This is a genomic window from Cupriavidus alkaliphilus (assembly GCF_900094595.1).
Classification (GTDB): Bacteria; Pseudomonadota; Gammaproteobacteria; order Burkholderiales; family Burkholderiaceae; genus Cupriavidus; species Cupriavidus alkaliphilus.
The window spans coordinates 211389-226168 of sequence record NZ_FMAD01000005.1; the positions used below are offsets into that span (position 1 = coordinate 211389).

The following is a 14780-nucleotide window of genomic DNA, read 5'->3' on the forward strand; positions in this document are numbered from 1 at the left end:
GGGCGTTGGGATGTTCCTCAAGCAGGCAGGTTAGAGCCAGGCCGACAGGGCCGGCATGCCGCCAGCGTCTGCCGGATGCCCTCGGCGTACGGCGTCTTGCGGATCGGTCCGATCAGCCGTTGTAGCGCGGCATCGTCCAGGATCAGCGGATCAGTCATCAGGTAGTGCATCTCGACCAGTTCGCGCATGAACGGGTTAAACAGCCCGAGCAAGCGCAGCATGCCCTTGCCGGCGATGCGCAGCTTCAGCTTGCGGCCGGTCTGTGTTTCCATGTGCGACACCAGTTCGCGCTGAGTCGTGACACCGGCGCCGGCCAGGTGCCAGATCTTGCCGAAGGCCGCCGGCGTGTCGGCCAGGCGGGCGACAACGGGACCGACGTCCGGCACATACACGAACTCGTGTGGCGCATCGATCGGTCCGATCAGGTCCGCGGTGCCGCCACATGCGGCAGCCTGCGCGGCGCGGTGCAGCAGGCTGGCCTGCACGCCCGGACCGTAGAAGTCGGGCAGCCGCAGCACCGTGGCGCGGATGCGGCCGGCTGCGTCCGCCTGCATCAGCAGGTCTTCCTGTGCCTTGCGCATGCGGCCCTTGAAGGTATGCGGCGCGCGCGGGTGGTTCTCGCTGACCGGATTGCCGCCCTGCACGCGTCCATACGGGTAGACCGTGCCGATCAGGACGAATTGCCTGACGCCCGCAGCGATCGCGCCATCCAGTGTCTTGCGCAGCAGTTCCGGGTGCAGGTCGAAGCGCCAGTAGTCAACGCCGACCATGTAGACCAGCGTGTCGATGCCGCTCGCCGCGGCCCGGACGGAGGCCGGCGAGTCGGGATCCCAGGTGACGATCTCCGCGAGCGGGTCGGCCCCGAAGGCCTGGCGCAGGCGCGTCGCATCGCGGCCGACCACGCGGTATGGCTGGCCACGGCTTGCCAGCGCGGCGGCAACGCTGTGGCCGATGGCGCCGGCGGCACCAAAGAGCGCGATCTTGGACATGGGGTTCTCCTTTGCATGGGTAACTGCCGTGGTCTGATGCGGCCCAGTTTGTAGCCATCCTGGCAAAAAGAAAATTATCTATAATCGGCTGGTCGCTAAACAAAAACGTATAGCATGGCCGTCGAACCGAACTGGGAGTGGTACCGCACCTTTCTCCACGTGCTGGAAACCGGCTCGCTATCGGCCGCCGGGCGCGCCATGGGGCTGACGCAGCCGACCGTCGGCCGTCATATCGACAGTCTCGAGGCTGTGCTGGGCCTCAAGCTCTTCACGCGCTCCTTCGACGGCTTCGCCCCCACCGACGCCGCCCACACACTGCAGCCCTATGCCGCCGGACTGGCCGCCACGGCCGCGGCCATGCGGCGCGCCGCCAGTGGGCACGGCGCCGGCGTGCGCGGCACGGTGCGGTTGTCGGCGAGCGAAGTCGTCGGCGTCGAAGTGCTGCCGCCGATCCTCGCTGTACTGCGCGAAGCCCACCCGGCGCTGGAGATCGAGCTGGTGCTGTCGAACCGCGTCGACGACCTGCTGCACCGCGAAGCCGATATCGCCGTGCGGATGTTCCGACCCGAGCAGGATGCGCTGGTGGCGCAGCGCGTCGGCGGCATCGAGCTGGGGCTGCATGCGCATGAGCGCTACGTGGCCGCGCACGGTGTGCCGCAATCGCTGGAGGAACTGCCGCGGTTTGCCGTGATCGGTTTCGACCGCGAGACGCCGTTCATCCGCCGCCTGCTGGAGCGCTTTCCGGCTTTGTCGCGCCAGCGCCTGGCCTTTCGCGCCGACAGCGACCTGGCCCAGCTGGGCGCGATCCGCGCCGGCTTTGGCATCGGCGTGTGCCAGTCCGCGCTGGCGGCGCGCGAGCCGCGGCTGGTCAGGGTGCTGCCCGGCGAGTTTTCCGTGGCGATGGATACCTGGGTAGCGATGCATGAGGATTTGCGCGCCAGTGCGCGCTGCGCGGTGACCTTTGCCGCGGTGGTGGCCGGGCTGCGTGGCTACGCGGAAGGGACGTAGCCGCAGCGCCGGTGCCGCCGTGCAACAGCAGCAATGGTCGGTGCCAGGGGTGACCGCCACGACCAGCCTGGCAACAACTGTCGGCATATGGGTGGCCGGGCGTTATCTAGAACCACCGGCCACTACTGCCCCATAAGCATCAAATCCAGGTTCTGCACCGCAGCGCCCGATGCCCCCTTGCCAAGGTTGTCGAACACCGCGGACAGCAGCACATGCCCGTTTTCGACGTTATGAAATACGCTCAGCTGCATGTCGTTCGTACCGTTCAGCGCTTGCGGATCCAGATGAGTCAGGGCGCCCGATTCGTGCAGCGGCAAGACCCGTACGTAAGTTGCCTCGGCATAGTGGCGCGCAAGGCAGGCGTGTAACGTGGCGCCATCCACGCCGGGCCCCAGTTGCCGCAGCGCCAGCGGCACCGTCAGCACGATGCCCTGGCGGAAGGCTCCGTACGCCGGGACGAAAATGGGACGCTGCGCAAGGCAGGCGTGCTGCTGGATCTCGGGCGCGTGCTTGTGCGCGAGTTCCAGGCCGTAGACCTGGTATGACGGCGCATTGGCGGCTCCCGGTCCCTCATATTCCTCCACGCCGGCACGCCCGCGTCCGGAGTAGCCGGATACCGCATGCACGCTGATCGGGTAATCGGCCGGGATGAGCCCGGCCTGTGCCAGCGGACGCAGCAAGCCAACCGCCCCCGTCGGATAGCAACCGGGATTGGTGACCCGAGATGCGTTGGCAATCTTCCCGGCCTGCCCCGGCGCCATTTCCGGAAACCCGTAGGTCCAGTCCGCATGTGTGCGATGAGCGGAGCTGGCGTCGATCACCCGCACGGCGGGATTGACAATGGCGCCCACTGCCTCGCGCGCGGCGGCATCCGGCAGGCAGAGGATGGCGATATCGCAGCCGTTGATGGCTTCTGCGCGCCGCCGCGCATCCTTGCGCTCCGCAGCGGGAAGTGTGAACAACCGGATGTCGGTCCGGTTGCGCAGCCGCTCGTGGATCTGCAGCCCGGTGGTGCCTTGGTCGCCGTCGATAAAAACTACGGGAGAGCTCATGGGTGGTTGACTCCGCTGCCTGGGGGTTGAACAAGTAAAACCAAGCCCCTATGTTGCGCGGGGGACTAGAATAGGGAAAGTTGAATTTCATAACCAGGACATTCAGCTTTCCTGAATCTGGATTCCGTCATGCGAGAGATCAGCCTGGACCGCCTGCGCACTCTGGTCGCAGTTACCGACCGTGCTTCCTTTGCCGATGCGGCGCGCGCCTTGCACCTGGCGCCGCCAACGGTCAGCCTTCACATCGCCGAACTCGAAGACCGCATCGGGTCTCCACTGCTGATACGCAAGCGCGGCCATGTGGGACCAACGCCTATCGGCGAAGTGCTGGTGGAGCGCGCGCGCCGGCTGCTGGCCGACGCGGAGCAGGCGCTGGATGATATTCAACGCCAGGTAGACGGACTCGAAGGGCGTGCGCGTATCGGCGCGTCAACGGGCGTGATCGCGCACCTGCTGCCGCAAGCGCTGGAGGTCCTGCGCGAGCACCATCCCGCCATCGACATCCAGATTGCCGTGCATACCTCGGAAGAAACCCTGTCCCGGCTGGTGGATGGAACGCTGGATATCGGGGTAGTTGCGCTGCCTCAGCCCCCGGTGGCCGGACTGGTGATAAAACCCTGGCGCCGCGACCCGGTGATGGCCTTTGTGCCGGCGCACTGGCGGTGCCCGGCCCGCGTTACCCCCGAATGGCTCGCCGCCCAACCGCTCATTCTCAATGACGCGACCACGCGTCTGTCGCGCCTGACGGCGGAGTGGTTTGCGACCGGGGGGCAGCACCCGGCGCCGCGCATTCAACTCAACTACAACGACGCGATCAAGAGTCTGGTGGCGGCAGGTTACGGCGCGGCGCTGTTGCCCCATGAGGCCACTACGCCATTGCCCGACAGTCGCATTGTCATGCGCCCGTTGCGGCCCGCGTTGTGGCGACGGCTCGGTATTGCCCATCGTGCGGGGTACGTTGAGCGCTCCACGCAACACGTGCTGGATGTGTTGTGGGATTTGCGATTGCCGTAGGCGTTGCACGCGGAACAAACGCCGGTCTTCCCACTTCTCCGCCGCCGGTAACGCCGCAGCATCTCAGTCTTAAATTAAGTTCATATTGCCTGCCCTGTCGCCGCTGACTAGTATTCTGAGACAAAAAACACAGGGGGGCTTCCATGCGGCCAATTCAGGTTTCCCTCGCAGGCAGGCGACGCTCCGGCAACTGGTTGCATGCACAGACCTGCCCCGGCCTGCCGCTCCTGCCCGACGCGCGCGCGGCGTCACGCTGCCGACGGCCTCATCGCTACCGACATCCCCAGCCTGCCGCCTGATCCAGGCCGGCAGCGCCGCGGCGCATGGCGTGCGCAGATAGCGCGCCGGCACCGCAGCCCCTGCCGATGATCTCCCTTTCGTGCGGGGGCAAGATGCGCGTAGTGCTGTATCACGACGATCGTGCCAGGCTCGAGCGCGATTTGCACGAGCATGGTTTGCCCGACCACCTGCCGCTGGACGAGAACGCGCGCGGCATGCTGGCGGTGCTGGTGGTGGCCGATGGCAATCGCGTCACCGAGGCCGCGCAGCGCTGGCTGCGCGCCGAGCCGCGCGCCGACGCCTTTATCGCCGGATGCACCGCCGCCACCCGCTGCCATTGCATCCCCCAGGCATGGTGGCCCACCACCGTATGCGACCTGGTCTGCGCGCCGGACCATGACGCACTGCTGACCGAACTGGCCTCGCGGCTGTGCCGCCTGGCCGAGATCGAGGACGTGCTGGATGCGCCGTGGTTGCGCGAGCGCGCCGTGGGCGACTCGCCGGCATGGCGCGCCACCTTGCGCGCGGTGGCGCAGGTGGGCCGCTATGGCCGCGGCACCTGCCTGCTGCTTGGCGAAAGCGGCTGCGGCAAGGAACTGCTGGCACGGCTGGTCCACGATCTCGATCCGGAGCGCCATCGCGCGCCATTCGTGGTGGTGGATTGCACCACGCTGAGCCCGGAGCTGTCGGGCAGCGAGCTGTTCGGCCATGCCAAGGGCGCCTTCACCCACGCCGTCTCGGCACGCGACGGCGCCGTGGCAATGGCGGATGGCGGCACGCTGTTCCTGGATGAAGTGGGCGAGCTGCAACTGCCGTTGCAGGCGCGCCTGCTGCGCGTGATCCAGGAACGCATGTACAAGCGCGTGGGCGAGGATACCTGGCGCAAGTCGGATTTCCGGCTGACGTGCGCGACCAATCGCGACCTCGAGGCCGAGGTGCAGGCCGGCCGGTTTCGCAGCGACCTGTACTTCCGCATTACCCAGTGGACCGTGCGCGCGCCCTCGCTGGCCGAGCGCCGCGAGGATATCCCGCTGCTGGTGCGGCATTTCCTTGCGCAGAGCCTGGCCGGCACCGGGCCGGGCCTGCCGCTCGTGATGCCGGAGGTCATGCATTACCTGGCGACGCGCGACTACCAGGGCAATGTGCGCGAACTGCGCAATGTGGTGTCGCGCCTGGCCGAGCGCCAGCGCGGCTTTCAGGTGATCAGCACAGGCGGGCTCGACGGCCCCATGCCGGGGCTGCGGACCGAACTTGCGGCGGACATCGTCAACCCCTGGCCGGAAGCGCTGCGGCATGCCATCGAGGGCGCACTGGACGCCGGGCTAGGCCTGAAGCATATCGGCCAGATCGCCGAGTCCATGGCGGTGCAGGTGGCCGAGAGCCGCCACGGCTGCACCAGCCGCGCGGCCGAACTGCTGCAGGTCACGCCGCGGGCGCTGCAGTTGCGGCGGCAGGTGCGGCCCGCGCCGTCGGCGTGATGCGCTGGCCGATGCGCTGGCTGATGCGCTGGCCGATGCGCGCATTGTTTCTGCTGGGCGTTGGCGGCGGCAGCGCTACCCGCGCCAGCAGGCGCAACGCATTGCCACCGGCCATGCGCGCGAATGCCTCCGGCGTGGGACGCAGGGCACGCAGCTTGGCCAGCTCCAGGCCGGGGTGCAGCCACGGGCCGTCGGAACCGAACAGCAGCTTGCCGGGGCCGGCGCGCCGGAACGCTTCCTCCAGCACGTCGAAGCGCCGCACGCCCGAGGTATCGGCAAACAGGTTGGGATAGCGCGCGACCAGGTCCACCACTTGCCGCTGCGCCGCCCAGTCGTCGGCAAAACTGCCCAGGTGCGCGAACACGAACGCCACCTCGGGATGGGTCTGTGCCAGCAGGCGCAGCGCGCCAGTCTCGCCGCCGGGGTCGTACAGCACCGGCAGGCGCCAGTGGCGCGCGGCATCGCAGACCTGCCGGTGGATCGGAGCATCGTGCCGATGCACCTTGATGCCGCGCAGGCCCAACCGCAGTACCGCTTCCTCGATCATGCGATGCACGCGGTGCCGGTCGCGTTCGGCATGTACCATGGCAAAGCCGGTAAAGCGCCCGGGATCCGCGCGCACCAGTGCCGCCACGTCGCGGTTGCCGCGCAGGTAGTCCGACTGGAACACCGGCAGCAGCACCGAATGCGCGATGCCGGCCTGCCGCGCGCGCCGGACGTAGTCGGCCAGCGGCGCGGTGGTGTCCCACGGTCCCGTCATGCCGTCGCCCTGCCCGGCATGGACATGGAAATCGACGATCATCGCGACAGCTCGAAGCGCTGGCCGGGCCCGTACTGCAGGTCATTGCCGGCAGCGAGGATGCCGGCCGGGACCAGGTTGCGGATCGACAGGCCGCTGCCGACGGTGACCGTGCCGCGCAGCTTGTCATTGGCCAGCGCGAAGCCCTTGTTGGCGAGCGTGCGCACGATGGCGTGCTCGACCGCCGCGCGCTCGCCGGCGCTGGCCACGTTGGCCGTCCATACCGTCAATGGCGGCGCGCAAGTGCACGCGGCGCCGGCGCGCGCGCTGCCCTGGCGCGCGTGGTACCAGCCATGCACCCCCAGCCGCGCCGGCAGGCTCGCTGCCGTGCCGACATAGACCGGCGTCGCGCCGCGCTGGAACAGGTAGACGCCACCACCGCGCGTGGCGCGCGCGGCGGCGTCCAGGCTCGGCCAGCGCCGCCATTGCAGCGTCACGTTGGCGGATCTTGGCGCGGACTCGAACGCCAGTTCGGCAAGCGCTGGCTCGCTCTCATACCGGCTTGCCGGCGCGCGCCAGCGGTCCAGGCTGAGACCAACCAGCGACAGGCGCCCCGCCTGCCGCCGCGCCAGCAGGCAGGCGCGGCAGCACGCGCCGCCGCGGTCCAGCCGGCTCTCGTACCGCGCCGTGCCGCGGCGCGTAGGCGTGCCGATGCGCCGTGCGCGCGCCACCAGTTGGCGCAGGTCGGTCAGCAGTGCCTGCGGCGGCGTGCCGGCCGGGTAGCGGCGCACCTCCGCCAACAGCCGCAGCAGCCGGCGCATGCGCCATGGCGCCAGTTCCAGTGTTTCACCTTCCGCAGTCTTGAACATGGAGGCTCTCCCGATAGGCCGGCGGCGCACGCCCGCGCGGCGCGGCCGGCTGGCCCGCCAGCAAGGCAAGCGCCGCCAGCAGGCCGTCAATCTCTTGCGGCGCATGGCTGGCGCGCACCACCACCGCCACGGCGCAGCGCCCTTCGGCCTGCCGCAGCAACGCCGTGCGGAAGCCAGCCGCGCGCAGCCCCGCGTGCAGGGCGCGCGTGCGCCCGGCAGACCCCAGCCGCAATTGCTGCATTGGGTGCAATGGCACGCTCACCTGCAGGTCCGGCAAGCGGTGCTGCGCCAGCCAGCGCAAACCCCGCCGCAGGCGCCGCACCCGCTCCAGCAACGCCGCCCGCAGCGCGTCGCCGTCGCGGCGATTGCGCGCCAGCGCGTTCAGCCCGGCCAGCAGCGCGGCCTGCGAAGCCGCGCTGCAATGGGCCTGGGTCGGGCCGTCGCGGGCGATGTCGCCCACCAGCGCGGCGGGGCCGCACAGCGTGGCCAGCGGCGCGCCGAAGGCCTTGGCCCACGATGCCAGCAGCAGCACCGGCTCGGCGGGCGCCAGGCCCGCATAGCGCAGCAGCCCCCCACCGCCGCTGCCCCAGGGTCGTCCGGGGCCGGGTTGCGTGCCTGCCAGCCCCAGCAACTGCGTGTGGTCGGCCACCACCAGGCCGCCACGTTCACGCACCAGCGCGAGATAGCGGCGCAGCGCCACAGGCGCGCCTTCGCGGCGCGTGCCGTCGGTCACGACCGCGGGCGGACGGGTGCCGGTGCCCTGGCGCAATTGGCGCGCCAAGTCGGCCAGGTCGGCATGGCGGAACAGCGTGACCGGGGCGCCAAGCCCGCGCACCCGCTCGAGCCCCCAGCGCATCACCGGATAGAGGGTGTCATCCGCCACCAGCGCATGGGTGCGCCCGAGCCGGTCGAACAGGTCGAGCGACAGGTGCAGCGTCGACGGGCCGGCCAGGCCCGCCTCGCACCCTTGCAGCGCGGCCGCCTGCGCCGCCAGCGTGCCGGCCAGCGGCGACACGGCCAGCGCGGCGGGCGTGCCGGTCGTCAGCGCCGCATAGCTGCCCAGCTGCGCGGCGGGATGCGACATGCCCAGGTAGAGCGCCGACGCGAAATCGATCATGGCCGCCTGCCTCTGCTCTCGCCTGTCCCTGCCGTCCGCGCCGTGCGCCGGTCAGGCCACCCGCGCACTACGGTGCTCTTGCAGCCGGCGCAGCAGGTGCATGCCCGGCACCTGCACGTCGACCGGCTCGGCGCCGATGTCCACGCCGGTGACGGCCCGGTACGAGTGGATATAGGTCTGGATCTCGGGGCGGAAATACGCTGCCCAGTTCGCCGCGTTGGACGGATCGGTGACCGAATTCCAGTCGCTCCAGCGGATCGACGACACGATCTGTTCGCCGGTGGTGGCCAGCTGCCAGAACTGGTAGGTATTGGTATCGCCCCACCCCTGCAGCTTGCGCATGCTTTCCACCGAGTGCATCCACGGCTCCGGATACGCGATCATCGAGCGCCGCGGCAGGAACTCGCGGAATTCCGGCCGCGCCAGGATCCACTGCTGCATCATCATCTCGATGCGCGAGGTGGTCGGCAGGTCGCCGAACTGGTTATGCGCGCCCTCGGACAGGATCAGGTGCACCTCGCGCAGCGCGTTCAGCAGCGGGAAGCCATCGGGCACCACGGTGGTATCGTCGGCCTGCCGGAAGAACGGCACGCACAGGTTCAGCAGCGTATGGAACGCGCCCAGGAACTTGCTGCGGCTGTCGGCCGGCTGGATGCGCGGCACCGCGCGCCCGAACAGCCGGAAGCCATACTCGTGCAGGTACTCGGCCCCGCGCCGCTCGATCGGCAGCCGGTGCTGTTCATCCTGTACCCAGCCCCAGATGATGTTGCTCACCGGCCGCAGCGGGTCCAGCTCGAGCTGGTTGAGCGGATCGTTGGGCCCGCCGGACAGGTTCTGGAAGCGGCGCGAGATGGCGTTCATGGTCTGCACCAGCTGCAGCTCCTCCATCCAGTAGCTCCAGATCAGTTCGATCAGCGGCGGCGCGCTCAGCTTGGCCGAGATGTCGTTGTTCCAGTGCTGCAGCCACAGGCAGCCGTCACCGCACGGGCCTTCGTCGCGCGGCACCAGTTCGCGCGAGCTCGACAGCGGCTCGGCGGAATGCGTGGCGGGATGTTCCACGCTACCGGAACGCGCGATGGACTCGCGCATGCTGTCGACGGTACGCCCCGCGTCGGTGCCTTGCAGGCCCTGCACCACGCGCTCCAGGTATGGCAGCGTGGGTGACCCGCTCTTGCCGAAATACTGGCTGGCGACGTCCTCCACCTGTGCCGGCTCCAGCCGCAGCCCGAGCCGTTCATTGGCCAGCCGGATCGCGGCTTCATCGGTCCGCAGCAGCCTGGCGATGGCGCCGCTGTCGTGCGGGGACGGCACCACGGCGCCCCACGTCACCACGAAGGCCTCGGTGGCCACCTTCAGCGCGCGGTAGGCGTCGGTGTCCGAGAACGGCAGGAAGCGGCGCCGGCTCAGCCGCGCGGCTTCGTCGTACAGCGCCGGGCCGCCGGGTGCGCCCGGGCGGGCGGGCAGCGGGCTGGTGCCGAAGAACAGCAGGTCCACCTGGCGCGCGTAGTTGTCCCAGCTCAGCATGTCGGCGTTGCGCTTGATCAGCAGCCACAGCGCCCAGTCCGCCGTCAGGTCGCGCGAGGTGCGCTTGAGGCTGATTGCCGGCTCGCGGTAGTCCTTCACCCCCACCGGGCCGGAACGCACCCCGATCGGGTCGAACCCGGCCGCGCTGGTATCGTCGCCTTGCGGTCCGGCATCGTCACCGGCGTCAGGATGCGGCGGTGCCTTCAGCCGGCCCGTCACGGTGACCTCGCGCCGGCCGCCCAGCTTGGCCGCAGCGGCGAACAGCATCTCGTCCGGAATGCCCAGCGCCGCCAGCTTGCGCATGGTGTGCGCCACCTCGCTGAGCGCCGCGGGCAGCCCCTCTTCCTTGTGGCCCCAGTGGTCCGAGGGCCCGACGCGGATCTCCAGCCTGGCCTCGCTGCCAGGCTTGAGGCGCAGCTGCTCCATCTCGCGCGGCTCGCCTTCGCGGGCGTACACCGCCAGCTTCAGGTATTTCTGGCCTTCGGTCAGCCTGGTGAAGTCATAGTGCCAGTCACCGTCGGTATTGCCCGTCGGCACCAGCGCGTACTCCACGCGACCCGACTCCGTGTTCGTGTTCGTGTTCATCACGTTCTCCTTCAGCAAATCACGCGTAGGCCGCGACCGGCATGCGCAGCGGCTGCCGTCGTTGGTTGAGCGCCTCGCTCAGCTGCGCGCTGCCGGCGCTCCAGGGCAGATAGCCGGCCAGTGCCCAGCGCTGCAGCAAGGCCGAGATGGTGCGCAGCTCGACGTCTGGCGCCAGCAGGCCGCTGTAGCGGGCCTGCCCCAGCACCGCGAACGCCAGCGTCGGGGTATCGGCCAGGTACTGGTGCGGGCGCGACCGCACCAGGCGCCAGAGCCGCAACAGGCTGGCGGGATCGCGGCCGGGCAGCCGCAGCGCCTGGCCCAGCGTGCGCCCGCCCAGCCGCGGCGCACGCAACGCCAGCAGCCTGGCCACGAACGCCGGGATCGACTGGTCCAGCTGCGCGAACGCGCGCCGTTGCGCGGCGCTCATCTGCCAGCGCGGATAGAGCCGTTCCCACACCTGCTCGAGCGCATCCCATTGCGGATGCGGATACAACGCCCGCCCCATCGCCACCGACAGCTTCACGCGTATCCACGGCGCCGGATGCGGATCGTCGAGGTTGATGCGCAGCACGAAGGCGCGCGGCAGGCTGACCACGCTCATCAGCCCGCACGTGGCGGTGATGCCCACCCGCGACACCGCCCACAAATCGGCGACGATCTCGCTGATCCAGCGCTCCCAGGCGCGCCAGGCCTGCGGCGGCGCCGTCGCGCCCGGAGTTGGCGCTGGCATCGCGCCGGTGCCGCCGGACACCAGCCGCAGCCCTCGCTGGCCATCGCCGGCGGCGGCACGGCGGTACGCATTGGCCAGGTCCAGCAGCGCGGCCGCCTGGTGCCCCACCTCGTGGAACAGGGACGCCGCCAGGCCGGTACCGACCATGCGTTCGCGCGGCATGCGGATCACGGCCACCGGATTGGCGCCGCCACCGGGCAAGCGCGTGCGCGCCCGCCGGATCGCGCCGCCATGGCCGCGCTCGACATAGCAGATCACCTGCGGCAGGTCGATGGCCACGCCGGGCTGGCGCAGTCCGTCGCGCGCAGCCACGTCCAGTCCCGCCAGCCAGACGCCGGTGCCATGCTGGCTGCGTTGCGTCAGCACTTCGGCAAAGATCTCGAAATGCGTCAGCGCGGCGTGGAAATACAGCTTGAGCATGGCGTAGCGCCGCTGCGCGCGCGCCACCGCGCCAGGCTCGGGCCGCGCGGCGCGCAGCGCGCCGAGAAAGCGCCCGATGCGCCGGCGCAGCTGGTGCCGCGCCGCCTGCATGTGGCGCTCGATGGCGCCCATGGCCTCGTCGCTGATATTGGCGGCGGGGACCATCGGCATCTGCAGCGCGTAGGGCAGCTGCGCGTCCAGGCGGGCGCGGATGCCGAGCACCTCCTGTTCCAGCAACCGCAGGGCGTGGGCGCAAGCGTTCATGACGGCGGCCTCGGAGTCGTAGCGCGAGTATCGAAGTAGACGGGTGCGGCTCAGAACATCGGCCGTTGCGGTGCCAGGTACAGGATCAGTGCGCGCCCGTTGCGCGAGCGCCGCCACTGCCCGCCCATCGGCAGCGCCGCCGCGCCCAGGCCGCCTTGCGCGGCCCCGTTGCCGCACGACGGGCACGACCCCGCGCCACCGTTGGCATAGCCCCCATAGCCCGAGCCGGGGGCGCGCACCGCCGCGGCCAGGCTGGCGACCGGCTGCGCCGCGGCGCCGCTGGCCGCGGGCCCGAAGATCGGCGGCGTGCCGATCTGCCGTGCCGCCGCCACGCCGTTCTGCGAAATCGTGCGCATGGCGGGCAGCAGCCCCGGCGCAACCTGGCGCGCGGCCTGCAGGAACGCCGCGCGCGCGGCGCGCGACGGCGGCACGTTGCGCGGCATGGTCAGCAGGTTGCGGGTCGCCTGCTGGCCGATGCGGACCACGCGGCGCGCCACCTCGAACTCGCGGTCCTCGTTGCTCAGGCCCTCCAGTTCGAGGCCGAGCGCGCTGCCGGCCATGCTGGCCAGCTTGCCGCCGATCGCGCCGCCCGCGCCGGGCACCACCAGGTTGCCGAGCGCGCTGCCGACCACCGGCAGCGCCGCCTTGGCCGCCGAACGCAGGATGCCGCCCAGCGCCTTGCCCGCCGATGACCTGGCAAAGCTGCTGGCGGCGCGCCCCACCGAACGCACCAGGCCGCCCAGGAACTGCTCCATTTCCTGCTCGCTGTTGACGGCCAGCAGCTCGGCCGCGAGTTCCATCTCCTGCATCTCGCCGGACACCTCTTGCTCGAACTCGTTCTCGAATTCCCCCTCGCCCTCGAATTCACCCTCGAACTCCGTCGCCATGCCGCCGAGTTCCTGGCCCAGCTCGCCAGCCTCCATCAGCTCCGAGGCCAGCTCCTGTTCGAGCTCGTTGTAGCCGGTGCCCCAACCGCCCGGCCTGGAAGTCCCGATATCGTGCATTTGCAGCTCCTTTCAGGTTAGGTTGGCGAGCCGCAGCGGAACTCGCGTGCCCACCTTGTGCACGCGGCGTGCCAGCCCGCACAGAAGGGCTAAGTCCCTGAAAAGGCGAGATATTGGGAAAGTCCCCGGCGGCCGGCGGCGAACCGCGCTTCGCGCGGGGCCGGCCTGGGGTGCGGGATCAGGCGAAGCGCGCTTCGCTGCCCGGGCGCAGGCTGGAAGGCAGGACCGGCGTGGACTTCCGATGCGGCGTGGCGCGACCTGCCCACGCCGTCACCGGCTTCACGCCGCCTGCTGTCTGCGCAGGAGATGACGGCAGGAGACCATGCCCCCGCCGCCGGTTCCGCCTACTTGATGCAGGCGAGGTTCACGGCAAGGCCGCCCCAGTCGGTGGCCTGGTTGTTGTCTACCTGTACCTGCAGCTTGTCGCCATGGGTGACCGCCCCGGCCTGCACCTCCTTGCTGCAGTGCTGCTGGCCATTGGTGATCTTGCAGCTCAGGTCGCTGACCGGTGCGAGCACGACCGAAGCGCCGGCACCGGTCACCTTGTACACCGAGATGTCGAGCGTGCCCTGCACCTTGCCCAGCGTGCTCGCCGTAAGCGCGACGCGGGTGCAATCGTAGGGGATCACCACCCCGAAGTCCGACGGCAACGCTACCGCCCCGCCGGCGCCGGTCATGGCATAGCGGCCGCGGCTGAGCGTATCCGGCACGTTGAAGTTGCCGTTGTAGACGGTGCCGTTGGCCATGGTCACACCCGTGGTTGGCCACTTGCCGCCCTGCTTGGGACCGTACATCGTCCACGTGGTGGTGTCGAAATAGAAGTCGCCGTCCACGCCGATGTCGTCGGTCGGTGCGCCGCTGCCGTACAGGACATGGCCGCCATTGCCGACCGTGGTGCCACCGGTGCCGCCCGTGCCGCCGCTGCCGCCTGGCTGGCTGACCAGCGAGACCCCTGCCGGCCATACGCCGTCTGCCTTCGGCCCGTACAGCGTCCAGGTGCTGGTGTCGAGGTAGTAGTCGCCATTGTTGCCGAGGCTGTTCGCCGGCGCGCCGGTTCCCGACAGCACCGTGCCGCCGCTGGGTGGCGGCGTGCCGGTGGCGTTGCCGAGCGGCACGCCGGCGGGCCAGGTGCCGTTCGCCTTGGGACCGAACAGCGTCGAGGTCGAGGTGTTGATGTAGTAATCGCCGTTGTTGCCGACGCTGTCGGTCGGATCGACCGAGCCGGACAGGATGGTGCTCCCCGCCGCACCGGTGTTGCCGCCGGGACCCGCCAGCGAAACCCCGGCAGGCCACACGCCATTGGCCTTGGGCCCGAACATCATCCACGTCACGGTGTTCAGGTAGTAGTCCCCGTCCTTGCCGATCTCCGGCCCCGGATCGGTGGTGCCGGACAGCATCGCACTGCTGGTCGCAGCGGCCGGCGCGGGCGACGAAGGCGCGGCCGGTGCCGGGTTGGCGGGCGACGTGCCTGGCGAGGTGCCAGGTGAAGTGCCCGGGCTGGCGGTAGCGCTGGTGGAGGCCGGTTCGCCCCCTCCGCCACCGCCGCAGCCGGCGAGCGTGATGACAAGGCAGGCGAATGGCACGGCGGCCAGCTTGATGTGGGCGTTTTTCATGGGCTCCCCTTCCTCGGACTCTGCGGTCGTAAAGGTCGACGGCAGCGAAGGCGCCATCGATGCACCCAATCTAGTTGGCGGAAATGGAATGGAAT

At 69.9% G+C, this 14780-nt stretch carries 12 protein-coding genes; 3 read left to right on the forward strand and 9 right to left on the reverse strand.

Annotated elements, in window-relative coordinates:
• Positions 1-17: 17 nt before the first annotated feature.
• Positions 18-989, reverse strand: a complete 972-nt coding sequence (locus tag GA0116996_RS12915) for an NAD-dependent epimerase/dehydratase family protein (protein WP_092311763.1) — start codon at positions 987-989, stop codon at positions 18-20.
• A 114-nt stretch (positions 990-1103) separates the two neighbouring features.
• Here GA0116996_RS12915 and GA0116996_RS12920 point away from each other — a divergent pair, with 114 nt between their 5' ends.
• Positions 1104-1997, forward strand: a complete 894-nt coding sequence (locus GA0116996_RS12920; RefSeq protein ID WP_092311766.1) for a LysR family transcriptional regulator — start codon at positions 1104-1106, stop codon at positions 1995-1997.
• 122 nt (positions 1998-2119) lie between these two features.
• Here GA0116996_RS12920 and argC read toward each other — a convergent pair whose 3' ends face one another.
• The gene (gene argC, locus GA0116996_RS12925; protein ID WP_092311769.1) at positions 2120-3049 is read right to left on the reverse strand and encodes an N-acetyl-gamma-glutamyl-phosphate reductase; all 930 of its coding nucleotides are present in this window, start codon (positions 3047-3049) and stop codon (positions 2120-2122) included.
• A 129-nt stretch (positions 3050-3178) separates the two neighbouring features.
• Here argC and GA0116996_RS12930 point away from each other — a divergent pair, with 129 nt between their 5' ends.
• The gene (locus GA0116996_RS12930) at positions 3179-4063 is read left to right on the forward strand and encodes a LysR family transcriptional regulator (RefSeq protein ID WP_092311772.1); all 885 of its coding nucleotides are present in this window, start codon (positions 3179-3181) and stop codon (positions 4061-4063) included.
• 365 nt (positions 4064-4428) lie between these two features.
• Complete coding sequence (locus tag GA0116996_RS12935; RefSeq protein ID WP_244159843.1) at positions 4429-5820, forward strand: sigma 54-interacting transcriptional regulator; 1392 nt, start codon at positions 4429-4431, stop codon at positions 5818-5820.
• On the opposite strand, the gene GA0116996_RS12940 is transcribed toward GA0116996_RS12935, so the two are convergent.
• The 7 genes from GA0116996_RS12940 to GA0116996_RS12970 form a co-directional block, all read right to left on the reverse strand.
• On the reverse strand, positions 5765-6622 hold the full coding sequence (locus GA0116996_RS12940; RefSeq protein WP_092311775.1) for an amidohydrolase family protein: 858 nt from the start codon (positions 6620-6622) through the stop codon (positions 5765-5767). The genes GA0116996_RS12935 and GA0116996_RS12940 overlap by 56 nt on opposite strands.
• Entirely contained in the window at positions 6619-7428 is an 810-nt protein-coding gene (locus tag GA0116996_RS12945; RefSeq protein WP_092311778.1) for a hypothetical protein, read from the reverse strand. Before GA0116996_RS12945 ends, GA0116996_RS12940 begins: the two co-directional genes overlap by 4 nt.
• On the reverse strand, positions 7406-8545 hold the full coding sequence (locus GA0116996_RS12950; protein ID WP_092311781.1) for an aminotransferase class I/II-fold pyridoxal phosphate-dependent enzyme: 1140 nt from the start codon (positions 8543-8545) through the stop codon (positions 7406-7408). Before GA0116996_RS12950 ends, GA0116996_RS12945 begins: the two co-directional genes overlap by 23 nt.
• A gap of 51 nt (positions 8546-8596) precedes the next feature.
• Positions 8597-10654, reverse strand: coding sequence for an 8-amino-7-oxononanoate synthase (locus GA0116996_RS12955; protein ID WP_244159844.1), 2058 nt, complete (start codon positions 10652-10654; stop codon positions 8597-8599).
• 19 nt (positions 10655-10673) lie between these two features.
• Positions 10674-12068: a hypothetical protein gene (locus GA0116996_RS12960; protein WP_092311787.1), complete on the reverse strand. Its 1395-nt coding sequence runs from the start codon at positions 12066-12068 to the stop codon at positions 10674-10676.
• A 50-nt stretch (positions 12069-12118) separates the two neighbouring features.
• Complete coding sequence (locus GA0116996_RS12965; protein ID WP_092311790.1) at positions 12119-13072, reverse strand: hypothetical protein; 954 nt, start codon at positions 13070-13072, stop codon at positions 12119-12121.
• A 344-nt stretch (positions 13073-13416) separates the two neighbouring features.
• Complete coding sequence (locus GA0116996_RS12970) at positions 13417-14685, reverse strand: hypothetical protein (protein ID WP_092311793.1); 1269 nt, start codon at positions 14683-14685, stop codon at positions 13417-13419.
• Positions 14686-14780 lie beyond the last annotated feature (95 nt).